This is a genomic window from Pantoea sp. X-Soil-TKNS-1279 (assembly GCF_059730565.1).
Genome location: NZ_AP035948.1, coordinates 2,727,847 through 2,752,846 on the forward strand (window position 1 = coordinate 2,727,847; position 25,000 = coordinate 2,752,846).

20 protein-coding genes are annotated in these 25,000 nt (G+C 55.7%); all 20 read right to left on the bottom strand.

What is annotated here, in order from left to right; all coding sequences use genetic code 11:
- Positions 1–19: 19 nt before the first annotated feature.
- The 20 genes from AC6I8N_RS12840 to tssM all read right to left on the bottom strand — a co-directional run bounded on the left by AC6I8N_RS12840 (position 20) and on the right by tssM (position 25,000).
- Positions 20–385, bottom strand: coding sequence for a hypothetical protein (locus AC6I8N_RS12840; protein ID WP_497829190.1), 366 nt, complete (start codon positions 383–385; stop codon positions 20–22).
- Entirely contained in the window at positions 382–2,811 is a 2,430-nt protein-coding gene (gene tssI / locus AC6I8N_RS12845; protein ID WP_497829191.1) for a type VI secretion system tip protein TssI/VgrG, read from the bottom strand. The genes AC6I8N_RS12840 and tssI overlap by 4 nt, the downstream gene beginning before the upstream one ends.
- Before the next feature lie 19 nt (positions 2,812–2,830).
- Positions 2,831–4,273, bottom strand: coding sequence for a serine/threonine protein kinase (locus AC6I8N_RS12850; RefSeq protein WP_497829192.1), 1,443 nt, complete (start codon positions 4,271–4,273; stop codon positions 2,831–2,833).
- A 29-nt stretch (positions 4,274–4,302) separates the two neighbouring features.
- Positions 4,303–6,909: a type VI secretion system ATPase TssH gene (gene tssH / locus AC6I8N_RS12855; RefSeq protein ID WP_497829193.1), complete on the bottom strand. Its 2,607-nt coding sequence runs from the start codon at positions 6,907–6,909 to the stop codon at positions 4,303–4,305.
- Between the two features lie 54 nt (positions 6,910–6,963).
- On the bottom strand, positions 6,964–8,013 hold the full coding sequence (gene tssG / locus AC6I8N_RS12860) for a type VI secretion system baseplate subunit TssG (RefSeq protein WP_497829194.1): 1,050 nt from the start codon (positions 8,011–8,013) through the stop codon (positions 6,964–6,966).
- Positions 8,010–9,884 carry a type VI secretion system baseplate subunit TssF gene (gene tssF / locus AC6I8N_RS12865; protein ID WP_497829195.1) on the bottom strand — a complete coding sequence of 625 codons (1,875 nt, stop codon included), beginning with the start codon at positions 9,882–9,884 and terminating at the stop codon, positions 8,010–8,012. The genes tssG and tssF overlap by 4 nt, the downstream gene beginning before the upstream one ends.
- A gap of 2 nt (positions 9,885–9,886) precedes the next feature.
- Positions 9,887–10,447: a type VI secretion system baseplate subunit TssE gene (gene tssE, locus AC6I8N_RS12870; RefSeq protein WP_497829196.1), complete on the bottom strand. Its 561-nt coding sequence runs from the start codon at positions 10,445–10,447 to the stop codon at positions 9,887–9,889.
- Positions 10,437–11,264 (bottom strand): type VI secretion system accessory protein TagJ, encoded by an 828-nt coding sequence (locus AC6I8N_RS12875; RefSeq protein ID WP_497829197.1) that lies wholly within the window; start codon positions 11,262–11,264, stop codon positions 10,437–10,439. The genes tssE and AC6I8N_RS12875 overlap by 11 nt, the downstream gene beginning before the upstream one ends.
- Positions 11,265–11,280: 16 nt before the next feature.
- Positions 11,281–12,240 (bottom strand): hypothetical protein, encoded by a 960-nt coding sequence (locus AC6I8N_RS12880; protein WP_497829198.1) that lies wholly within the window; start codon positions 12,238–12,240, stop codon positions 11,281–11,283.
- A 10-nt stretch (positions 12,241–12,250) separates the two neighbouring features.
- Complete coding sequence (locus AC6I8N_RS12885; RefSeq protein ID WP_021182754.1) at positions 12,251–13,042, bottom strand: PP2C family protein-serine/threonine phosphatase; 792 nt, start codon at positions 13,040–13,042, stop codon at positions 12,251–12,253.
- Positions 13,039–14,748 carry a type VI secretion system-associated FHA domain protein TagH gene (gene tagH, locus AC6I8N_RS12890; RefSeq protein ID WP_497829199.1) on the bottom strand — a complete coding sequence of 570 codons (1,710 nt, stop codon included), beginning with the start codon at positions 14,746–14,748 and terminating at the stop codon, positions 13,039–13,041. Before tagH ends, AC6I8N_RS12885 begins: the two co-directional genes overlap by 4 nt.
- Positions 14,749–14,974: 226 nt before the next feature.
- Entirely contained in the window at positions 14,975–15,256 is a 282-nt protein-coding gene (locus AC6I8N_RS12895) for a lysozyme inhibitor LprI family protein (protein ID WP_497830692.1), read from the bottom strand.
- Positions 15,257–15,337: 81 nt separating this feature from the next.
- Positions 15,338–15,892 carry a hypothetical protein gene (locus AC6I8N_RS12900; protein ID WP_497829200.1) on the bottom strand — a complete coding sequence of 185 codons (555 nt, stop codon included), beginning with the start codon at positions 15,890–15,892 and terminating at the stop codon, positions 15,338–15,340.
- Positions 15,893–15,903: 11 nt separating this feature from the next.
- Positions 15,904–16,761, bottom strand: a complete 858-nt coding sequence (locus AC6I8N_RS12905; protein ID WP_497829201.1) for an N-acetylmuramidase domain-containing protein — start codon at positions 16,759–16,761, stop codon at positions 15,904–15,906.
- A gap of 69 nt (positions 16,762–16,830) precedes the next feature.
- A complete protein-coding gene (locus tag AC6I8N_RS12910; RefSeq protein ID WP_497829202.1) occupies positions 16,831–17,313 on the bottom strand; it encodes an Hcp family type VI secretion system effector in 483 nt (160 codons plus the stop codon).
- Between the two features lie 219 nt (positions 17,314–17,532).
- Positions 17,533–19,029, bottom strand: coding sequence for a type VI secretion system contractile sheath large subunit (gene tssC / locus AC6I8N_RS12915; RefSeq protein ID WP_497829203.1), 1,497 nt, complete (start codon positions 19,027–19,029; stop codon positions 17,533–17,535).
- Complete coding sequence (gene tssB, locus AC6I8N_RS12920) at positions 19,029–19,559, bottom strand: type VI secretion system contractile sheath small subunit (RefSeq protein ID WP_021182748.1); 531 nt, start codon at positions 19,557–19,559, stop codon at positions 19,029–19,031. The genes tssC and tssB overlap by 1 nt, the downstream gene beginning before the upstream one ends.
- Before the next feature lie 72 nt (positions 19,560–19,631).
- Positions 19,632–20,633: a type VI secretion system protein TssA gene (tssA, locus tag AC6I8N_RS12925; RefSeq protein WP_497829204.1), complete on the bottom strand. Its 1,002-nt coding sequence runs from the start codon at positions 20,631–20,633 to the stop codon at positions 19,632–19,634.
- A gap of 12 nt (positions 20,634–20,645) precedes the next feature.
- Positions 20,646–21,359 (bottom strand): type VI secretion system-associated protein TagF, encoded by a 714-nt coding sequence (gene tagF, locus AC6I8N_RS12930; protein ID WP_021182746.1) that lies wholly within the window; start codon positions 21,357–21,359, stop codon positions 20,646–20,648.
- 14 nt (positions 21,360–21,373) lie between these two features.
- On the bottom strand, positions 21,374–25,000 hold the full coding sequence (gene tssM / locus AC6I8N_RS12935) for a type VI secretion system membrane subunit TssM (protein WP_497829205.1): 3,627 nt from the start codon (positions 24,998–25,000) through the stop codon (positions 21,374–21,376).

The window sequence follows — 25,000 nt, forward strand, 5'->3', positions numbered from 1 at the left end:
GGAGATACTAACAGAAGCATTAGTTACTGATTTTATCGTAGTCCGGTGCGATCCCCTTCCCTGTTTCCTGCAATCTGTTTTTTTCAACCCAACCCGTAACCTGATCGCCATCCTTAGTTAAATACATTACGCTGTAAAATCCCTGGTATTCAACATATGCATAAAGAGAATCACCAGGAATAACAAAAGTTCCCTTGTCCAGGCATTGTACATCCGGAGCAGAGTAAAACTGAAGACGCCCTTTTCCGTTTACTTTATAGACATTGTCAGTATTGTCAAAACGTACACCCTTAGCACTGGCATTTTTATCAAGGTTCTGACAGAACTCATTCGCTGAAACGACTAATGGTAGAAAACAAAGCGCTGTGCACAGAATCCTAATCATATAAGCCCTCTCCCTTTCATCACAGAAATCAGACTTTTAGCATAATTAGGATCAGTTGCATAGCCTTTTTCCTGTAGTCCTTTAGCCCATTCGACGGGATCGGAAGTATTAAATAAACTGCTATAGCGTTGATTATTTATCAGGAAATTAGCATGTTGCTGAATGCTTTCATCGACGGAAGGATAGCTTGCAAATTTAGCCAGGACAGACACTCGCTTGCCATTCAAGTTTTCGTGCGTCCATGACTCGACATAATCAGATGAACCATGCGCCTTCACGCCAAACAGATTATTACTGACTTTATTATTATTCACATCTGTTGGCACACTCTTTCCCCAATTTGACTCTAATATAGCCTGGGCCGTAGTGATTTCAGCTGGAATACCTGTTTTCTTTTCGCTAACTTTTGCTGCCGTATAGACTTTATCAAAGAATGCCTTTTTTTCTGGTGATAATGGACGCACCTTTCCTAAGTGTTTCTCCCCCTTTGCGGATCCCTCACCTTTCTTTTTTGCTGGAAACAGCTTAGTCACCGCCTCCGTAATGTTCTTCTTGTGGCTGGAACCTGGTGCTGTCGTTCCGGGTTTTGCGCCAGAAGTATTCAGATTGAGTTTATGGCCCGAGGTTGTGATATTCCCATCACCTTCCACAAAAATATTAAAACCCTTCCCGACAATATTGATTTGTCCATTGGCGTTAAGTTCGATGGCACTTTCTCCACATTCCAGCCGCAGCCGGGTACCAGAACCCAAAACATACGTCTCCGCTGCTGCGTCGCTCTTTCCTTTTCCGGTCAGCAGTTCCTCACCGCCTTTCACGCCGTGAACACGATTGGTCTCCACCCGATACAGTTCATTCACCCCGACATAATGACTGTGATTATTAACAACCGTATGCGTCGCATCATTCTTAACATGGGTATCCATGTTCTTCTGTGCCTGGATCCATAGCTGCTCTTCGCCCGCCTTATCCTCAAAACGCAGCGCATTGGCGGTCTCTGACGTGCCATCTTTCGAGCGACTGAGAAACCCCATCTGCGTCGCCGCCGCGGGCAGCGCCCAGGGGGGCATACTCGCCTCGTTATACACGCGGCCAATGATCAGCGGGCGATCCGGATCACCATTGATAAAATCCACCACCACTTCATCGCCGACACGCGGGATCTGCACCCCACCAAAGCCCTGGCCCGCCCAGGCACTGGAGACTCGCACCCAGCACGAACTGGTGTCGTCACCTTTTGCCAGTCGGTCCCAGTGGAATTTCACCTTCACCCGGCCATAGCGGTCGGTCCAGATCGACTCCCCCTGTGGCCCCACTACTTTCGCGGTCTGCGGGCCATGCGTTTTCGGCCACGGCGTTCTGGGGGGCGCACGATAGGTGATGGTGGTGGGTAACACGGTAAAGGTGATGTTGTGCGAGGCGGTGGCATCGCCGCTGGCATAGCTGTTTTCCTCGAAGCGATATTCCGCACTGGTGGTCAGATACTCACCGTTGTCGCTGAAATGCGGCGCATTAAGCAACTCAAAGGTGTAACCGGGCGCAATGCCGGTCGCCGTACCGGTACCGCTGACGCTGTGATGCTCCACCTCCCACACTTCCTGGCGGATGCGGGTATAGAAATCGCCGTGGCTGTGATCAACAAAATGCCCCGGCCAGTCGTACACATCCACCGTACCCGGCGTGGGCGCGACCGGATTCTGCCGCGCCTGCAACATCCAGGCATTCGGTTTGCGGAAATCGTAATCGTCGGTGCTGTACATCCCCGGCGTGACGCTCTCTGCCAGCGACCACTGGCTGATCCCCTCTTCCGTTACGCTGCCACCGGAAACGGCAACGTGGTAGGGAATGGTGGCGTAGCCGCTAAACGGCTGATGCTGATCGGCCGCATCGCACAACACCAGCGTATGTTTATCGGACTCATGGCGGAACCAATAGTAGATCCCCTCCAGCTCCATCAGACGGTTGATAAAATCGAAGCTGCTTTCCTGGTACTGCACGCAGTACTCCCACACCCGATAGCTGCTGGCGAGCTTTGACTCGACATTGACGTTGTACTCCTTCAACAACGTCTGCACGATCTGCGGCACCGTCTGGCTCTGGAAAATACGCAGGTTACGATCACGCTTCATCGGCCACAGGTCCGGCTCAACGGTCAGAGCATAAACCGCATAACGCGTGCCGTTCAGCTCCTCGCTGCGAACCGCTACGCGGGTGATCTTGCCGTTGATATAACGTGGCGTAAGCAGGTTCTGGGCCGGCAACGTAAAAGTAACCGCTTTACCCAACAGGGCATGACGATCGATGCGGGCATCGGTCGACAGCAGATCCGCCTGAAGGGAGAATGATTCTGACAGGGCTTCACGCCCGCTGAGTTTCCAGAACAGCAGGCCCTCCGTGGGCAGCTGGACGGTGATGCGTGAAAACATAAGTAAATCCCGGAAATAATTAACTGTGAGGATCGAGCAACCAGACACCTTCCGCCCCAATGGTGAGCGTTTGGGCGCGTGCACCGTTATGGCCGCTGATGGCGAAGGTGTAATGTCCCGGTGCCAGTTGCAGTGCCGCAAAGCCATTCGCTGCGGGGACCAGCGCCTGCGGTTTGCCATTCACCTGCACCTGCTCACCCGGTTGCAGGCGAATGTAAACCTGAGCCACCGGTGCCGCAGGAGGGGCCGGTTCCGGCTCACGCTGAGCCGTCTGGACAGGTGCCGGAGCAACCGGTTTTTCTGCCGGAACCGGCGCCGGTGACACAGGCGCCGCAACAGGCGTGTTGTTCGCCTGCACCGGAACATCTTCACTGCCCCCGGCCATCATTAAACCTACGCCCAGCCCCACCAGCACACCCGCAGCGACCAGGCCTGGCAGCGCGAAGCGGTGTTGCATTAAACGTTTAACCGGTGAAACCGCTACGTCTTCTTCCACCGCCTCCACCGGCACCAGCATGGTGCCCGGACCGCTGATTTTTGCCGCGAGCACCGGCTCGGCTTCCCGCTCCGGCAGCGCCATTAACTCGGCAAATGCGTCAATGCTTTGCGGGCGATCTTCTGCCTTCAGCGCCAGCGCGCTGTCGACCGCTTTCAGCAACGCCGGGGAGTAGCCCACCGGACGACGTTGCGCCAGTGGCTGATAGTTGTCTTCGATACTGCGAACCACGCTGACCGGCGGCGGTGCACCGGTGATCAACGTATGCAGCACGGCACCCAGGGCATAGATATCGGTCCACGCGCCCTGCTCGCTTTCATCGTTATCGCTGTACTGTTCAATCGGCGCAAAGCCGGGACGCAGCATGGTTTCGCTTTCATCGGACAGGTTGCCGATGGTTTTTCGTGCCGAGCCAAAATCGAGCAGCACCGGTTCACCGTTGCTCTGGATCTGGATATTGTCCAGTGAGATATCGCGGTGCAGATAACCCGCCTCGTGAATGGTTTTAATCGCCCCAAGCAACGGCGGTAACAGGCGGCGAATCCAGGCTTCGTCAATCTGCTGCGGATTGCGCGCACGCAGCGTTGACAGCGTGGTGCCGCTGTAAAACGCCGTCCCCATATAGGCGGTGTCGTTCTGCACCCAAAAGCGCAGGACATGTAACAGGTTGGGATGATTAAAGCGCGCCAGCAGGCGAGCTTCCTGAATAAAACTGTTCAACCCGGCATGGAAGGTTTTGCTAAAACGTTCGCTGCGTAGCACCAGGTTTAACCCTTCGCTGCGCACCGCCAGCGAGGCAGGCATAAACTCTTTGATGGCGATATCGCGCTCCAGCTGATGATCCCAGGCGCGATAGACAATGCCAAAGCCGCCACCGCCGATGACTTCTTTGATCTCGAACTCATTAAACCGGTAACCCAGGGGCAATGCGTTGGGGACATTGAGGTGATTATCGTGTTCCGACATAGACGAAAACTCTCTGATAACGAACGGCTTTAGACAGCAAACTGGCAAACAAACTCGCCCTGCTCGGCTCGCACCTGTACCCGGCGATAACGTTCATCGCGGGCATGGGCGCTGAGCAGCATCTGACTCATTTGCGGCAACAGGGTATTGGTGAGAATGGCATCGACCATACGGCCGCCGGATTCCACCTCGGTGCAACGCTGCACGATCTGGCTGACCACGGCATCGTCGATGTCTGCCGCGATACCGTGGTTCTCCTCCAGACGGCGCACGATGCGTGCCAGTTGTAACCGGACGATTTGCGCCAGCATCGCATCGCTTAATGGGTAGTACGGCACCACCAGCAGGCGTCCGAGCAGCGCCGGAGGGAATACCTCCAGCAATGGCTTGCGCAGTGCGGTGCTGAGTGCATCCGGCTCCGGCAGCAGTTCGGGGTCGGCGCACAGCGCACTGATCAACTGCGTACCGACATTGGAAGTCAGGATGATAATGGTGTTACGGAAATCGATATGGCGTCCTTCGCCATCTTCCATCCAGCCTTTGTCGAACACCTGGAAGAACAACTCATGCACATCCGGGTGAGCTTTCTCGATTTCATCCAGCAGCACCACGCTGTATGGCCGACGCCGCACCGCTTCGGTTAGCACGCCACCTTCACCATAGCCAACATAGCCCGGCGGTGCGCCCTTCAGCGTCGAGACGGTGTGCGCTTCCTGGAATTCGCTCATGTTGATGGTGATGATGTTCTGCTCGCCACCGTACAACGACTCGGCCAGCGCCAGCGCGGTTTCGGTTTTCCCTACGCCAGAAGGGCCGCACAACATAAATACGCCAACCGGTTTATTGGGGTTGTCCAGCCGCGCGCGTGAGGTGCGAACCCGTTTCGCAATCAGATCCAGCCCATGACGCTGACCAATGACCCGTTGGTTCAGGGTGTCGGCCAGATTCAGCACCGCATCGATTTCGTTCTTCACCATGCGCCCCAGCGGGATGCCGGTCCAGTCGGCGACCACGGCGGCGACCACGCTGGCATCCACCGCGGCAAACAGCAGCGGTTCTTCGCCTTGCAGGTCATGTAACTGCTGCCGGGTGGCGTCCAGCTCACTGCGCAGCGCCGTATCATCTTCACTGACGCAACGTGCGCGCAACGCGATAAGTTGATCCACCAGCGCCCGCTCCTGCTGCCAGCGCGCTGTCAGCGCATCACGCATGGCGCACAGTGCAGCCTGCTGCCGGGCAATCTCCTGTTGGCGCTCAGGTGCTCCCAGCCCCACTTTGGCCTCGCGCCCGGCGATTTCTGCTTCAATGTCGAGCGCCGCCAAACGATGTAAACAATCTTCCAGCGCCGCAGGTTGCGCCCCCTGGCTGACCGCCACCCGCGCACAGGCGGTATCGAGCAGCGCGACCGCTTTATCCGGTAACTGCCGCGCCGGAATGTAACGATGCGACAGTTTGACTGCGGCGCTGACCGCTTCATCCAGCAGCAACACCTGATGATGTTTTTCCAGCGCACTGACGGTGCTGCGCAGCATCTGAATGGCTTTGGCCTCATCCGGTTCCTGCACCTGCACCGTCTGGAAACGGCGCGTCAGTGCCGGATCCTTCTCAATGTATTTTTTATATTCCGCCCAGGTGGTGGCACCGATGGTACGCAACTGACCACGAGCCAGTGCCGGTTTCAGCAGGTTCGCCGCGTCGCCGGTCCCCTGCTGCCCACCGGCACCAATCAGGGTGTGGATTTCATCCACAAACAACACAACAGGGGTGGGACAGGATTGCACTTCGTTGATCAACGCTTGCAGGCGCGCTTCAAACTCGCCCTTCATCCCGGCCCCGGCCTGCAACATGCCGATATCCAGCAGCCAGAGTTGCACATCGCGCAGTGGCGCAGGCACATCACCGGCGGCAATGCGCAGGGCCAGCCCCTCCACCACCGCCGTCTTGCCGACACCGGCTTCACCGGTCAGCAAGGGATTGTTCTGGCGGCGACGCATCAGGATATCCACCATCTGGCGGATCTCTTCATCGCGTCCCGTCACCGGATCGATACGGCCATCACGCGCACGCGCGGTAAGGTCCTGCGCGTATTGCGCCAGGGTGCTGCTGCCTGCTGCTGCCGGAGCGGCGGCGACATCCGGCTGCGTCAGCGCCTGCTGTGCCTCTTTGCTGTGACCGAGTAAAGTCTCGAATTGATCCAGCAGGACATCGACGTTAATGCGCGAAAACTGAGATGAAATACCTTTCAGCACGCTGGCAAGGCTGTAGGTCTTGAGCATGCCGATTAACAGGTGGCCGCCACGAATGCGGCTGGCCGCATATTTGAGCGAGGCATACACCCAGGCGCGCTCCACGGCGCTGTCGATGTGTTCGGCGAGATCGGAGACGGCACTTGCGCCGCGTGGCAGGCGGTCGAGCGCCGCCACGATATCCCGCGTCAGCGCGTTTTCATCCAGTGAAAAATGACTGATCACCTGCTGTAAGTCACCGTCCTGCTGCTGCATCAGTTGATGCAGCCAGTGCACCAACTCGACATACGGGTTGCCGCGCAGCTTGCAAAAGGCGGTGGCGCTTTCCAGCGAGGTAAATAACAGCGTGTCCAGTTTACCGAATAACACGGCTCGGCTGATTTCTGACATATCGAATCTCTGTAATAGAAGAAGCAGGCTATGTGACAGGAAAAGGCGACTGGGCTACCGTGCGGTAGCCTCAACTTCAAAAACGAAATCTTCACGATCGACAGGCTGTGCCGACTGCCCCAGCCAACTGGTGTAACCCAACCGGGCATTGCCCCCCAGGGTCGTGCCCTTGACCTCGTCAGCGGCGAGGATCAGGCTGAGATCCCACTGCATTTCAATGCCGAGGTAGTGCCGTACCCAGTCGCGAACCTCACACGCCCCACGCGCATCGGGCAGGAAGTGCGCGTACTGTTCTGCCGTGAGGGGACCCAGCCGCAGGCGGAAACGGTGCTGCACATCGCGCACCGCCACACCGAGAAACGCGGACTCGCCCAAACGCGGCATATGTCGTCCGGCCGCCAGACGTGCCTGATCGCGGCTATCCAGCGTCAGCCACTGTGGCTGGTTCTGCTCCAGCCTGACCGGGACGCCAAAGTAAAGGCGCAGAATACGCACCAGCCCTTCAGCATCGTGCCCATGCCGGCTGAGGTGCCCCACCAGCATCAGGCGCGCATGTAGGCTGAGCGAGCTGGCCTGTTGCTGTGCCGGAAAACCAATTCCGGCCAGACAGGCCAGATAGTCTTGAAAACGTTGGTCGTCGCCGCGATCGAGAGAAGCCGTCGGCTGCGCATCCGCCCAGGCGCGATAAAATAGCAAGGTGGCACGATGATGAAACAGGTCGGCAAACGCCGCCAGACTGTGATCCTGATGGTGGTCGATACGTTCACGCACATACTCGGTCAGATGCGTAGGCAGTGGACCATTTGGACCGAACAGGCCAAAACTGTAGATAGAGATAGCATGACGGCCATCCGTCTCACGCTCACGCACCCCGGCGAGGGTCGCGGGTGCGAAGGTCAGGAAAGGTTTTTGCCCGATGCGCACCGTTTCGAACTTCGGTAGCGGTGCACGTCCCAGCGCATAACGCTGGCCGCTCTGCGCATTGATCCGACGCAGCAGCTGGAACAGATCGTAGCGCCACGGTGCCGCCATCACCGCTGACCAGAAATCATCTGGCAAACGGCTGGCTCGCGACAACGGGATTATTTGTGCGCCCTCACTCATAACAACGCCTTCTGGCCCATACGTGGCGGCCAGTAACCGACTTCGCCGCGTTGCTGGCTGCTGAGGGTGAGTTCGGTAAAGCTGTTCAGCGCCACCAGCCGCGCGAAGACACGTTCCAGTACGCTACCGAACAGCCACGGACTGGCCCCGGAGAACACCTGTTCATCCACTTCCAGCGCAATGCTGACCCCACGCGCAAACACTACCGGTCCCGGTTCCGGCACTCGGCGATGTACCGCGCTGAGCTGGCAATGGCGAATACCTTCGATCTGGCGCGCCACTGGCGCTTCCGCCAGGTTGGCGTACAGGCTCAGTAGCTGGCGTAAGGCACTGGCCCCCTCACCATCGGCGCTGTCCATCAGGCTGAGGTAGTTCATTTGCAGATGGCTGATCAGCCGCCAGGAGGATAATCCTTCCGCCAGCGCCGGACGCGGCGGCGTCGGCCCTTTACACAATGTCAGCTGGCTCACCGGGATCGAATCCGGCATCACGAAATTACCCTGCTCCTGTTGCAGCAACATCAACGGCAAATCGCGGCTGGTACACATCACCTCGGCGGAGAGGTAACGCATCTCGTCACGCCACGGCGTGTGGTGTTCGTCCACCAGCGAGAGAAACACTTCGGAGCCGATATAACCGGTCCGGGTGCCGTAGCGTTGCGCATGTTCCGACAGGGTGCGCTGCTCACGGCGCAGAGAAAAATAGGCACCGTAGTCACCCTGATCCGGGCTGAAGGTGCTCCAGAAGGGGCGAAACACCTGCTCCTCGCGCTGCCCTGCCACGGTAGCAAACAGACGTTGCACCGAATGAACTTCGTAATCCAGCGGGCGGATATTATCCACCACCAGATGGTATTCATGCTGGCTGTCGCTGACTTTCAGCCGTTCTGCCATTTTCGGAAACAGGTTAATCACCGGGGTGCAGTGCAGCGCCAGATGACTGCGATCGACCACGCTTTCCAGATCCGCATCGGCTTTATCCAGCAGGATGATGATGTCAAACGCGGTGGCTTTGTCACAGCGCGGCAGGAACGCGGCCAGCTGATGCAGACTGATAAACTGGAAGCGGGCTGGAAAGGCAAAATACTCCTGCAACAAACGGTAGCCGTCGAAGTTACGCAGATCATCCGGCAGCAGCGCCTGCTCCGGTGCAAAGCCTTGTTGTTGCAGCGCGTTATCGGTCAGCACCTGACGTTGCGGCTGCGGTTCCACCGATTGCAGCACCATGCCAATACGGTGCTGCATCAGCAACTCCAGTAACTTCAGCGCCTGAATATCCGGCCCGCTGAGGTAGAGCATCAACTCATCCAGCGTCAGTTGGCTGAGCGAGGCCACCCCTTCACACTCAATGCGGATACGCAACGCGCTGGCCGCTCCCAGACCGCTCAACTTCAGCTCACCGAGTGGGATATCACCAGGTACGCCACCCAGCGCCACATCGCTGATGCGCAGCGGATGCAGCATCACGTCATGTGCCGTGGTGTAACTACAGGTGACGCCCGATTTTTTCAGGCTCTGGCTTTCCATCATGGTGCCACGCGGCACCAAAAAACCGTTGCTGATGTCCCCTTTGCGGCTATCCGGCGTCAGTTGTGCTATCGCCATCGAGGGCGTCGGCGCTAAATAACCCGGCGCGATCATCTCCAGCAGTCGTTGTGAAAAGCGCGGAAACTCGGCATCCATTTTCAGTTGAACGCGCGAAGTAAGAAACGCAAAGCCTTCCATCAGTCGCTCAACGTAGGGATCGGCGATATCAATGCCGCGCATCCCCAGCCGTCCTGCCACTTTGGGATAACGTTCGGCAAACTCTGCGCCCATCTCACGCAGATAAGCCAGTTCGCGGTTGTAGTAGTCGAGTAGTTTGCTGTCCATGATTACCCCGCATCCTGTAATTCGAAATGACCATTCTCCAGATCAACCTCGGTGCGAAACAGAAACTCCAGCGGATACGGTACGCACCACAGACGCCCTTTGATCTCAATCGACAACACGTTGTGCAGGTCAAGCGCGGTCAGATCGCTGACGCAACGCACCTGCAAGCCCTGCGGCAGAATGCGCGGTTCAAAATTCAAAATGGCGTTGGTCATTTTGCGCTGGATGTCCTGCCATTCGATATCTGACATATTTTGTCCGGCCAGCGGTGCCACACCGAAATTCCACACCGAACGTTGTACCTCGCCATACGGGCTGAGATCCTGCTGTGCTTCGTTGTTGATGGTGTTAAACAGCCACTGCAAGTCGCGCAGTACATGGCGACGCAGGGTGCTGTGGGTGATCAGCACGCTATTACCCGGCTCGCTACGTTTGTCCGGTGCATCGTCCGTCAGACGATCCAGCAGCGAGGATTGCAACTTGTCGCGTGAGGTTAGCGTGTCGCGATTTTTACGCGCACGATACCCCCCATGCAGTTGGGCGTAGCCGTCATCACGACTCATGATCTGGCCCGATCTCGTTAAAGGTCAGGCGCTGAAGGGCCAGCAGCGAGAACTCCGCGTTGTCGCTCAACCAGACTTTCTGACCAAGGCCGATAAACTGGCTTTCATCGTGGCCCAGCGGCTGCCATTCGGTAACGCTGCCACGCAGCCAACGTTCTTCGGCCTGTACCGGTAAGGGATAGCGCAGCGGAATCTGACACACCTGTTCGCTGCCATCTACCAGTTGGATCAACGTATGACGCCACACCAAATCCGTGACGCTGGCCGGTGGCTGGAACTGCATTTCACGGATGGCGGCAAACGGCACCCAGTAATAACGCCCATTGACGATGGCCTCACACACCGGACCGAAACGGCTGTCGCCATCCATCAGCCATGAGAACGCCATCTGCTGATCCTGCTGCTCCAGAGTGCCGGGATTGGCCTGCGCATCGTCCAGCGCCTGTTGCCGCAACTCGGCACCGCGTGCCGCGTCACCCGTGACCTCGGCCTGCAACGCCGCCAGCAGGGTTTCGCACCACGGCCAGGCACTGCCCGGCAACTGCGGCTGCGCTTCACCGCGCAACACCGCTGCACGCTGCTGTTCCCCGGCAATCGCCTGCTGGAGCAAGGTGATGGTCGGCTGCGCCTGGGGGGTGAGCGCCAGCCAGGATGGCAACTGCGTCTGCGCGCGTCCCCAGTTACCCGCCAGACACAGCAGTTGGACAAAAGCGGCGCGCAGATCGGCATCGGCTGGATTGGCCTGGATTTGCGCCGTAATCTGCGCCAGATTATCCGCCAGTGATGCAGTTGCCAGACGTTGTTGTAATGACTCCATGCAAACTCCTTTTGCGTTAGTTAAGGGTGCGGTAAGCGGCAGCAGCTGGATCTTGCAGCTCCGGGTGCAGTTGTTCCACCAGCTCGACTTTCAGCGGCGCGGCACTGTGTAACCAGGGCGACCAGACTTTGCGTACTTCCTGTAAACGGGCGCGCAGCGCGCTTTCATCAGCGGCTGCGCTGGCGGGCATCTGCACCACCACCTGCTCCGGTGCCAGCCAGCCGTTAAACTGTGCGCTGAATGGCAGCACCAACCAGCTTTCCGGCGATTTCTCATTCGCCAGCACCATACGTTCACGGTTTACAGTGGTAATGGTCAGCTCGCTGGCGGGTTGCCCGCTGCTTAATCCTGCAATCGGAAAACCCTGTACAAAAGTGACGTCGACCGACTTTGCCGCACCGCGACCCATCTGCGTCAGGGTGCTGTGGCCGCTTAACCAGCCATCCTGACCGCATACCAGGCCCTGCTTCGACGGTACAAAGATGGCGCTGGATTGCGCCGGTTGCTGCCACCAGGTACGGAAGTGGCAGCCATCCAGCAGGCTAAATTGCTGCCAGGGGGTGGTGTCGGCGGGTGGCGAACTGATCGCCGGGGCCGCAGGTGCCGGGACGGCCGCTTGTGGTGGCGGCGTGACAACCGGTTGCCAGTTTTGCTCCCGCTCAGCATTCCCTTCGGCCAGCGCATTGCCATCCGCATCCTGCAATTGCCAGTGCAACTGTTGCAGCGCTTTACACTGCGACGCCATCAACCCGGCAACACGCGGCAGAAAGCTATCCAGCACCGTGGCACTTTTTTCCCCTTTGGTGACAATGCGCAGGTTCACACTCTTCTGACACCAGCTCGCCAGTTGGTTATCTTTTACGTCATCAATCCACACATCCAGTTTCTGTGTCGGGGACTGCACAATGCGGTAGTTCTCGGCCATAGCCTGCGTACTCAGCAGCAACGCCGCCAGTCCCAGTAATCCGTATTTCATGTTGGCGTTCTCAATCGCGAAGAGGGAAGAACTGCGCCGCATCAGAAAGCGAGTGCAGTAAGGTGGTGTCCTGAGGCGAACCGACCCACACGGCCAGCGCACTGAAGTTGTCCTGCTGACCGTTGGACGGTTGATCGTTTTTAATGATTTGTTGCATCAACGTGAGCCACTCCTGCGGCGTGTTGACCATATGCAACGATTGCTGCATCTGCTCCAGCGAGACGCCATGCCAGAAACCGTCGGTGCAAAGGAGAAAGGCGTCACCGTCTTCAATCTCCACCACATCGCTGTAGCTGGCATCGCGCTGCTCATCGCCCATGCCGAGGGCAAAATAAAGCAGGTTGGTGTTGATACCTTCAGTCTGGTGCCCGGCATCTTTCATTTGTTGTACCAGGCTGTGATCGGTGGTGACGTGATAGAGATAACCGCGCCGAAACAGATAGAGCCGGCTGTCCCCGGCATGCGCCCAGTAAGCCAGCTCGTAATCACGGTCGATAAACAGGCTTACCAGCGTGGTACCCATTCGGCGGTGCTCGCTGCTCGCCTTCTGTTGCTGACGGATAGCCTGATTGGCGTGATTGACATAATTACGAATCGACTGCGCATTCAGATGGGTTTCGCCGTTAAACGTCTCCATCAAACTGCTGCGGGCGATGGTGGCGGCGACATCTCCGCCAGGGAAACCGGCCACGCCGTCACAGACGACAAAGCAGGCTGAGCGTTCACCGATGATCTCACCGGTCTGATCCTGATTGCTGGCGCGGTCGCCCTGATTCGACGTGGAAGCAATAGTGATATTCATGCGTCATCCGTGTGGGTTTGTGAATCTTTGTACTGATTAACTTCCATGTCATAGGCGTGCAGGAAGGCTTCGCCAAACAGGGTGTGGAAGTCGTCTTCTATCTCACCAGCGGTTTCGCCGTAGCGCTCAACAAAATGCTCCCACAATGCCGCCTTACGACTGCCGGGCAGTGCCAGACGAGACACGGAACCCGCCTCACGCGCTTCCTCTTCCAGCTGGTCCGGGTTAAAGGATTGCAGCATTGACGCGATGATGGCGCGGATACCAGCAATCATCCCCAACTGATGCGCCTGAAGGTCGATCAGTGCATCACGCACAGCCTGGCGTGGCGGCATAAATCCGGGCATCCGACTGCCAAACATCTGCATCAGCACGGTTTTGCCCGAGGGCAGCAGTTTGAACGGGTTGTTGGCATCGTCGAGGATCACCGTCATATCGGCTTTCACGCCACGCTTGAGAATCGAGCGTGAAGAGAGTAACGCCACCGTGCCTTGTGAGAACATGCTCAGCATCTGGCCGAACTGGCGCATCTGGTCGCGATCGAACTGTGGCGTGGGCTGCAAATCCTGTAAGCCCATCCCTTCCAGCAGCGCATCGAGTAATTCACCTTTCAGTGCATCACCGCTGCTTTGCGCGGCGGCTTCACGCTGACTGCTGGAAGCCACCGGATCAATGCGCAGACGCCCTTTGGGTGTAGGTGATGGCGTACGCTGCACCGCCTGTGGGGTTGGCAGCGTGATGCCGCCATACTCCAGCGGAGTCGGGCTGACGTCTGCGGATTCGGGTTCTGATTCAGGCTCTGGTGCCGGTTCTGGCTCCGGCACTGGCAGAGGTTCAGGCTCCAGAATTGCTGCTGGCGGAACCTCCGGTTGTGCCAGTGGCACCGCCCCGCTCATCATCAGGCCGAGTGGATCATCGTGATGGCGTGGATCAGGAGTGTTCTGGCTGCCAAACAGGCCGAGTGGGTCCAGCTCCGCCGTTGGGTTTTCCACTGGCGTTGGCGCGGCGACACGTTTCTGCCCCACCAGCGCACTGGGTGTGGCATCGTCAAAAATGCTCTCCTCGGCAAACAACGCATCACCTTCATCAAACAGGCTATGGGTGGTGGGCTGCTGTCCGATATCCAGGGGCACATCGCTAATCAGCGCCGCCAGCGGATCTTCCGGGTTGCGCTCAACCGCGGCCGGGGCAGTCAGCGGATGGGCCTCGGATGAAGCGGGTACTGGTTTATTCCGTTGCGATAAATCGTCAGAAATGGAGAACTCTTTCGCCAGGCTATCCCAGATTTCACTGGGGATGGCGGCGGTGTTGCTGCTGACAGTGGGTGGTTCATCCGCGATGATTGCCGCTTTGGCCGCCGGTTTTGGTACGCTGCTGGCTGGCTGTGCCGCGTGAATATCGTTGACCAGCAGTTGGTAATCATCAATGCCCAGAATATCGCCATCCTGTAATTCCACCTGGCGACCCCGTTCCAGCGGAATATCATTCAGCAGCACACGCGTGACATTGCCGCGATTGGTCAGACGACATTCACCGTCGGCGGAAATATGGACGATCGCCTGTAACCGGGAAATGGTTCGGTCATCATCGGGTAATACCAGGTTGTTATCCACACCACGGCCAATGGTGCCGCCGGGGGGTAAGAAGTCAAAAAGAGTTTGCGGCGGCTGATGGCCGGGTTTAGTCGTTATTATCGTAAAGCGCATAACGGATTCCTGCGGTTAGCTGTTCGGCATCTATATCGCGCCTCTCTCGGAAAAGAGGCGGAATATAGGAAGCGTTTTTATGACTGGTAGCGGTGCGATTTATCACGCTCTTTTCGATTAGTTAATTATCTGCTTAAAACCGCGCGATAAATCGCGCCGCTACGGGATGATAATCCGCATAGGCTATTTCATATTTAACTATGTGATTGTGAGAATAATAAATAAATTAGAAATGATTATTCATAAAAGACTCAAGATGACATTGGCCATCGCGATACTTCAACCAACCGCGTTGTGATTCGGTTAGTGTTAACGTGTAGCATTGCAAATCTGCTGGTGAGGCGGAATACGCAGCATCGATTCTTTTCTTTGCTGCGAGATACTCTTCATTTAACGTTTTTTCTGCTGCCAGTTTCGTGGATTTAAAACAAGAAGATATTTCGCTATCAATTACCGCATGGCTACAGATGCCCTGGGCGTTAGCATTGTTCAGTAGCCCCCCATAAATACAAAGAAAACCATCCCATTCTTCATTCCAACTTCCTTATCCTTTGGGATTATTAAGCGGCCTTGTGAAGACCGCTTGATTTTACTTTTGATAGACCTTACGCAATTCAGCAATGGTTTTCAGGGATGAATTTTGGAATTTTTCGGTGGTGTCATTATCATAATAAACACCGTCACCCGCTTTAAGCCCCATAACATAGTAATCGGTGCCATAGTGGTCAGGGGCTTCAATAGTATAAATCACGGCAATTTTTTCATTTTCATCATCTTTCTTAGAAATGAACCCCACAGAATCCACTTTATGGCAACCTACTGTTTCCCAGTCACCCTGCCCAATCGTTTGGATAAACTGATCGATGTTCTTACCGTCTTTGCTCCAGCCTATAAAACATACTGGTTGAACCTCTCTTATCCATCCTTTTCCCTGAATAAGGGTACCCTGCAACTTGCCATCTTTAACGACATCGAAGGTCTGGCTCTTGTCCAACTCAACACGGCTCAAACCGCTATGTTCAGCTTGTGCGATGATATTTTTTTCATAGGCGAGGGATTTTGGTTGTGAGAGAGAGACAGATGCACTTGCAAAATGGCTACTCATCATTAAAACCAACGCTGAGTAGAAAAGATTATTCTTCATACATACCTCAATCAATGATGTAACGCATAATCATAATTTCTGGATAACTTTACATCATAATTGTTTTTTTTGTAATCTTTTCCGTTATAATTCCTGGCAAAACTGGTCCAATTTTTTGTGCGTATAGCGTTCAATAGCGCCGGTGTATTTGAAACATGATTCACAAACGCATATACCTGACCAGAAATACTATTCATCCCCTGTACGAAGGCTTCAATATTAGCATAACCTGAGGTTGCATAATTACTACCCATAATTTGAAATGCTCCCCAAGATGCAGACTGTAGTGCCGCAGAACGATCAAGGGAAATTGCTTTATTCAGCTTTTCATATTGCTCGCTAAACTTCCCATAATGATCATAAGGCTTCCCAGATATGTCAGGATGGCTTTTATCATATTTTTGATTGGTCAACCTACTGAAATAATGTCTCTCATACAAAATAGTAGGTCTACCTGACGCATCAAATGGGCTTTGTTTAGTCTCTGACATAACAACAGCTTTAATTGCCGCTGGCTCACAATTTAATGCTTTTGCCATACTGACATACATTTCATCAGTAACCTGAGATGCTGTTGTATCAAGATTTAGCTTTATATTACTTGCTGGCGTCACATCCCCATGCAACCTACGCATAGTTGGACCGAAAGGGGAAATAATACCATCCGGATTACTAATCTTAACAACCTTCGCCTGAAAGGATTTTATTTTTGCGATGGTCTTCTCACCTATATAACCATCGACCTTCAACTCATCACCAGGCCTGGTAATTACTTTATTGGCATTCAACAACGACTGAATTGTTTTGACGTCACGAAATTTATTGGGCTGTCTGATGCCTACTCCATGACTTATTCTTATCGTAGTCATACAAAATCCCTCTCGATTCAAATCTGATAGGCTTCACCTAAATACGCCTCCCTAAGGAGGCGCATGTTATTAGGATTCTTTATTGCTTTTGATATCCCAGCCAGCGCTGCTTTCTGCGCCCTTACCACCTGAAGAACTCTGTTCCCAATACTGCTGTTTGACTTTAGCAGCCTGGAAAGCATAAGTAATGCCTACCGTATCACCATTGTCAGAACCAGTATATTGAACAGAAGTAACCAGTACATCTTCAAGGGTGATGCGGGTATATTCTACCTGCTGACCACCTGCTTTACAGATAGATAATTCAACCTTATTCAAATGTTTGCCACTTGCGCAGGCCTTCAAAATCGCCGTCGTAGACTTATCGATCAATGCTGTAATATGCAGGTCATTAAAATTAACCTTACCCGCACCACCGCCACCGCCAACCGCCATATTTCCAGGTTGGGTAGCACCCCAGTTAAAGGAGGTAATATCGGTCCAACCGGTGTGGTTAGAATCTTTCGATTCACCGGTCACACCATCAACTTTTAAAAACATATCAATAGCCATAATTATCTTCTCTTGCTTGATTTACGTTCTGCTTTGAAAAAGCATCGTTATGGCAAACAGGAAAGCATGGGGCTGAATAAAACCATCCATATTTTACCTCTGCCTCGTTTTCTGAATAGATTGCTACATGTTTATTCAGAGGGGTTCTCATTGCACAAACAGTGAATAAGAAAAAGGTTCAGAGAACCTGCTCTTCAGGTTCTCTGATTAAAGCGCATGTTACTTATCGTTGGTTTTCAGCGAAGGCAGTTTCGATACCAGACGCAGTGATACCGTCAGACCTTCCAGCTGATAATGTGGACGCAGGAAGAATTTCGCTGCGTAATAACCCGGATTGTCTTCCTGCTCCTCAACATTAACCTCAGCCGCCGCCAGCGGTTTACGTGATTTGGTTTCCTGGGAGGAGTTAGCCGGGTCACCGTCCACGTAGTTCATCACCCAGTCGTTCAGCCAGCGCTCCATCTCATCGCGTTCGCGGAAGGAACCGATTTTGTCACGCACAATGCACTTCAGATAATGAGCAAAACGGCAGCAGGCAAACAGATACGGCAGACGTGCCGCCAGACGCGCATTGGCGGTGGCATCCGCATCGTGGTATTCCGCCGGTTTTTGCAATGACTGTGCGCCGATAAAGGCCGCGAAGTCAGAATTCTTACGATGCACCAGCGGCATAAACCCGTTTTTCGCCAGCTCGGCTTCACGGCGGTCGCTGATAGCGATCTCGGTCGGACATTTCATGTCGACACCGCCATCATCGCTGGGGAAGGTATGGCACGGCAGGTTTTCGACCGCCCCGCCCGATTCCACACCCCGGATCGAGGTACACCAGCCGTACTCTTTGAATGAACGGTTAATGTTGGCCGCCATCGCATAGGCCGCGTTGCTCCAGGCGTAGTTGTTGTGATCGGAGCCGTCGGTTTGCTCTTCGAAATCATAACTGTCCACCGGATTGGTACGGATACCGTACGGCAGACGCGCCAGAAAGCGCGGCATCACCAGACCGAGGTAACGTGAATCTTCCGATTCACGCAGGCTGCGCCAGGCGGCATATTCGGTGTTCTGGAAAATCTTGGTCAGATCGCGCGGGTTCGCCAGCTCCTGCCACGACTCCATCTGCATCACTTCCGGTGCAGCACCGGTGATAAACGGACAGTGTGCGGCGGCACCAATACGCGCCATCTCACCCAGCAGTTCCACGTCCTGCGGGCCGTGGTCGAAGTAGTAATCGCCAACCAGGCAACCGAAAGGCTCTCCGCCAAACTGACCATATTCCTGTTCGTAGATTTTCTTAAACAGCGGGCTGCGATCCCAGCCCACACCTTTGTAGCGCTTCAGCGTCCGTCCCAGCTCCTGCTTGGAGATACTCATAAAACGGATTTTCAGCATCTCATCCGTTTCAGTGTTGTTCACCAGATAACTCAGGCCACGCCACGCACTTTCCAGTTTCTGAAACTCCTGGTGGTGAATAATCTGGTTAACCTGCTGAGATAACTTATCGTCGATTTCCGCGATCAGGGACTGGATGGTGCGATAGGAGTCGTTGGAAATCGTGACGGTGTTTTCCAGCGCCTGCTGCGCCAGGGTTTTGACCGCACTTTCAACCGCTTCCCGCGCCTGATCGTTTTTCGGGCGAAACTCTTTGCTCAGTAACGCGCTGAATTCATCCTGGCTGAAGCTGGATGCGCTTTGTGGCTGCTGTTGGCGTTGCTCGCTCATTATTGCTCCTCCTTACCTTCTGCCGCGTCTGCCTGCTTCGGCAAATGCGTCAGCGCCTGCAACAACGTCGGGTCATGCAGAATCTTGCCAATCAACTCTTCCGCACCATTTTTGCCGTCCATATAGGTCAACAGGTTGGCAAGTTGGGTACGTGCTTCCAGCAGTTTGTTCAGCGGTTCCACATGACGGGCAATCGCATCCGGCGAGAAATCATCCATGCTTTCAAAGGTCAGCTCGACATTCAGCTTGCCCTCTCCCGTCAGGGTATTATCGACCTGGAACGCCGCACGCGGCTTCATCGCCTTCATACGTTCGTCGAAGTTATCAATATCGATCTCAAGGAATTTACGGTCATCAACGGCAGCCTGCGGTTCCAGCGGCTTGCCAGCCAGGTCTGCCAGTACGCCCATCACGAACGGCAGCTGGATTTTGCGTTCCGCGCCGTAGATCTCCACGTCATATTCAATTTGAACGCGGGGCGCGCGATTGCGGGCGATAAATTTCTGCCCGCTGGATTTCATAGTGGCCATGATTTTCTCCATAAATGATGCGCGGATTAAGGCGCGCAGGTCTCACTGCGTGATGAAGCGTTGGACGCGGCGTTAGTCGTGGCGTCCGAAGATGTTTTGCAACTGATGAACGCCGTCCGGCGCCAGGTCGCGGATGATGTCCATAAAATCGAGTTCGATCAGCCGCTGGACGCGGTCAATCATTAATGGGGCCGGATGGCTGGGTTCATGTTGGGCGAAGTATTGCTTCACTTTTTCCAGCATCAACTGAGCATCTGCGCGATTGGTCAGCTGTGCTGTGCGCCAGTCAGCGACAGAACGCGGGGCCGGTGCGTCGGTCTGTTGATTGTGGGAGGTGTCCGGTGCCACCTCAGCCACTTCAGCCGATTGCGTCAGGCTGACCAACACGGCAAAATTTTTCTGCACTTGCGTCATATCAGGTACGGCGCTTTCACCCAGTCGTTCGGCAATGATGTGGTGCAAGCTTTGCAGACGCTGATCAATCTGCTGCACGGTGGCGGCAGCGGGCTGTCCCTGCTGCGCCAGCTCATCACGCAAACGTGCCATGCCGCCCGGATAGTCTGTCGTCTCGCTTTTGCTGCCATCGCACAAGGCGATGGCATCGCGCAGGGTGATGCCATCCGACGCGTGACGTAGCAGCCATGCCTGGCGAACAGCGGCAGTCAGCGAGGAGGCGTCCTCCAGCAGCGCCAGCGCATTGATGCGATAGAACGGATCCAGCTCGCCATCCTCTTCGAGGCGGGGCCACAGGGGATCCCAATAGCGCAGCAACGCCTGTTCAATCAACGCCAGCCCCTGCGCATAACCCGGCAGCCCGTTAAGATGGGTCCATGCCTGGGTGAGGGACAGCATCACACGTAAATCTTTGCTGCGACTCAACAGTTCGGTCGCCAGTTTTTCTACCCGGTTCCAGTCAGCCGGTTCCGCCGGGATGATAGTTTCACCAAATTGCTGCTCGGCTTTACCGGCGCTGGCCTGCTCCATCGCCTGAAAATCAGCGTGATATTCCAGGTTTTCACCGCAGGGGTCGTCGTTGCTGATCGGCACCAGCAGTGCGTCGAGATCAATAGTCATGCGGGTTGTACCTCAGGATTCAAACATCGGGGGATAAAGTCCATTTCGTCCAGGTTTCGCACCACCAGCCGGATCAAATAGCAACGAAAACAACTGGGCAGTGAAGTTGCCGCTATGCACATGGGTGTACAGCGGGAAACCGTCGCTTTGGTTGGTCCACCAGAAACTGGTGTAAAACTGTGGGTCAAAGCTGTCGGCAGGCAGTTGCCAACTCAGGTTCGACACGCTGCCTCCGTCACCAATAATCGTCAGAATGTCAGATGACTCTCCCGCTTCGGGCGGCTGTGGCTGGGGAATGCTAAGTAACGCCTGATCCAACTGTTCCGGGCTGCTGTTATCCCGTACCACCCGCAACAAGGTATTTCCCACCTGTTGATACCAATCACCCGAGCGGGCCAACAACGCAGGCGACCACTCCGTCGGGCTGAAGTGGCGCAGAGCGCACAGCGGATAGTGGCGACCCACGCTATCACGCGAAGCGGTGAGACTACCCATCTGTACCAGTTGACTACCCAGCATGGGCGGCACAACAAAATTCCACACCGGTGCACTGAGAAAGGCGCGCGAAGGGGCGCTCTCCCCTTCAGCACTGGTTTGCCAGTGGTGTAAACCCACCTGAAACCAGTGCGACCATTGCCGTAGCAAGCTATCGGGAAAGCGCCGCTTAACAAAATCACCTGCGCTGGGCAATTTGCCGTACCAGCCGGGGGCTGCGTATTGCGTCATCGTAAGGCTCCGATTCAGGGGCAGCTAAAAGCGGGAAGCTGGAACGGGTTGCGAATGCTGCCGGGGGTAAACGACAGCGTGACCTGATGTCCTTCGACGTTAAAACTGGCTTCACGGGTCAACCCACCCGCTTGCGACACGCGGGCGCGATCAAAAAAGCGATTTAACGCCCAGGGACCGCTGGTGATGAGCGTTGAGGTGGTGCCGTTGGTTAAACCAAGCTGCATCCTGACCTGACTGGTCCCCCCCGGCCCCGGCCAGTTGACCATCTGCACGGCCTGTGGACCGTGGCTGTAGCGCAGAATTTGTCCGTCAACATCCAGCGTCAGGGTGAGGATATCGTTATCCATTTTCACCGTGCGCAGGGTGACGCGGAAAGATGGCGTGGTTGCGCCATTGGTGAAGAATGCATCGCGGATTGACTGAGCCTGCTGGAACGGTCGCAGCAGCGCTTCGCCACCCGGTAAGGTTTTGCCGTCAATCCCCGGCGTAAAGCGCCACGCGGCATGGGTGGTATCGACCTTGTTCGCCAGGTTGTCGCGGAAGAAGCTGTCCATCAGGCCGCTTCCCGGCGCAAACATGCGCGCCAGATCGTCGGGCGTCACTTCGTTGCGGCCAGTGCGCACCAGCGGATAACGTCCGGCGATGGCCTGCTGACAGAAACTCCCCACCTCCATCTGGATGCGTTTGCGCACGTTATCCATATCACGACGCTGGGCATCCGAACTGGCCCCTACCGCCATGCTGGAAACCATGTTTTGCAAGGTACCCGGCAAACGACCGGCGCTGGCCTGCACGCGGCTGATGGCATCACTTGATGGCGGTGGCATGCCGCTGTTGGCGGCATCCTGCACCGCCGTCAGGTAGCGATACAGATCGTCGAGCTGGTGCAGAAAATCGTCCACCGCCAGCACTTTACTGCCCTGCTGCAACGGCTGCGCCAGCTCGATGATCGAGGCAAAATGCGCGCCCACCACCTGTTCCGGTGCCGCGCCGCCGCTACTTTGCGCTGCATTGGCTTTGGGCGCGCTGAACAACGCCTGCAAGGTGCGGGTGGCGCTGTTGTCTGAGGCTGGCGGCGTTGACTGTTCCGCTTTGTCATCGGCTGGCGCGCGCGTCAGCGTCAGCACTTTACTCAGGTTAATCACCAACTGGCGCAGCGGCGAATGGTTGCCGGAGAGCAAGCGGGCCGTGTTGATACGCTGTGCGAGGTCGGCGCTGTTGTTGAGCTGGATATCGCTGAGGAACTGCTCCCATTGGCGAATGTAATCCTGCATATAAAGCTGGCGTACCGCCAAATCGGTCTGCTGACTGTTCTCCTGTTGCGTCGTGCCACCTAACACCCAGCCATCATCCTGGTACAGCGCCTGCGTCACCGGGGCGATCTGTTTGTCGACGTGCTGCCAGTACCCTTCCGGGGTATACAGGCCAGAGACACCCTCGTTGACCGACTTACCGCTTTTGCGCGAAAACACCAACTCGCTTTGTGGACCACCCAGTGCAGCCAGGCTGACGGTGGGTAAGCTGCCATCACGTTGTAGCAGGCGCTTCAGGCGTCCGTAAACGCGCTGTGATAGCGGCATCTGATTAATCAGCGCCTGCTCGCGCTTTACCAGCGCATCATCCTGCGCATAGGGCGAGGACTGAATTTGTGTCTCCAGCAATTGTTGCAGATGCCATGCCAGTTGCTTCACTTCCTGCTGAGTCACGTTCTGCGGCAGCTCACGCGAGATATTCAGCATCAACCAGGCTTGCAGGAACTTGCCGTCATAATGCTTCGGTTGATACAGCATCTGATACGCCTTCAGCGCCTCGTAGCTGTAGTCTGCATCGCTGCCGTTGTCATTACGCAGCCAGCGGGTGATGTTTTGCGCCACCTGGGGCAGCAACAGTTGCTTCAACGCTTTGTTGTACAGCGCCTGACTGGCATCGCTCACTTCAGTACCACGGTACAACCACATACGACGCGTCAGTGGCGGGTCCTGCAATGAAAAGTCTTTACTCTCTGGCAAATGCAGCAGCGTATTGAGATAAGGCACCAGCGCAAACAGATCGCCGGTTCCCTGGCGTTGTAGCTGTTCACCCAGTTGCTCAACCTGCGGCGTTTTTGCCGCCATCTCCTGCAAATAGGCTTTGTTTTTGCTGTAACTGGTGAGCCATAACGCCCCGGCAATCACCACCACCACCAATAACGCCAGATAGCCAGACCATAAACCGGCGCGATTGCGCAGCTCCCACCAACGATTGCTGGCCGCCAGCCCGGACTCCTGAAAGACGACATCTTCCAGCATGTCCTTGAGGAAGAAGCTTTGTCCCTTGCCAGGCGGAATCGGCGCGTCTTTCCCCACCTGATCCCAGCGGCCTGATTCACCCTGCTGTTGCCCCGGTAGATGGAGCGCACGGGTCAATTCCCCCATCACGCGGTCAAACGGCAAACCTTCCTGCGTGCCGCTGGCGAAGTAGATGCCGCGCGGTGCGAACTGGGTTTCGAAATCGGAGCGGGCGAATAACGTTTCCAGCGCCTCGCCCAGCAACGGACGTAATGCGGCAAACTCCTGCGGGAACAGATAACTTTCCGCGCGCGCCTGGGCGTCGCTCTCGCCCAGCAGGGTATCGGCTAATCCGGCATCCAGACGTTGTTGCAGCAGCGAATATTCCTGCTGAAATTGGCTGCTGAGTTCGAAATCGGCTGTGGAGGCTTGCGCCCAGGGAAAGGTGAAGCCCCAGATTTGCTCGCGCTGTGCTTTATCCAGCCCGGCAAAATAGCTGCGGAAGCCTTTTAACAAATCCGCCTTGGTGACCAGCACATAGACCGGGAAACGGATACCGAGACGATCATGTAACTCCATCAAGCGCTGACGTAACGCCAAAGCCTGATTACGCAGCGCTTCCGGTGTCTGGCTCAACAGATCCGCCACGCTCAGGGTGACGATCACCCCATTGATCGGCTGACGACCACGGTATTTGCACAGCAGCGCAAGAAAGTGGTGCCATTCGCTGGCGTCGCGCTCCTGCTGGCTCTCCTGAGTGGTGTAGCGCCCGGCAGTGTCCAGCAGCACCGCTTCATTAGTGAACCACCAGTCGCAGTTACGCGTACCGCCAATGCCACGCAGCGCCGCCTTGCCCAACTTGTCAGCCAACGGGAATTGCAGGCCGGAGTTGACCAGTGCGGTGGTTTTCCCGGCTCCGGGTGCGCCGATGATCATGTACCACGGCAATTGATAGAGATACTGGCGGCTGAATCGTTGCGCCCAGAACGGTGTTCCTTTGCTGTGATGGCGTTGGAAATGGGCTTTCTTTAGCATCTCCGTGGCTTCGCCAAAACGGCTCGCCAGCACCTGTTCCTCGTTGGTCAGCCGTTTGCGATCCTGATCGGGCACGTCCGACTGTGGGGTTTCGAGGCTCGACATCAACTTACGATTGAGCCACATGTTGTAGAAACGAGGTATCGCCTGGCTTAACCCCCACACCAGATACAGCAAGGCAATGCTGATCACGCGATTCTGTTCCGGCTCCAGTGGCCGCGAATCGACAATCGAGAACACCGGGCCAATGACCCAGATGATAAATGACAGCGCCGTGATGCCGACAAAACCCCAGGCGAGGCGGCTGGTCAGCACGGCAAAAAGCAAATTCAGCAT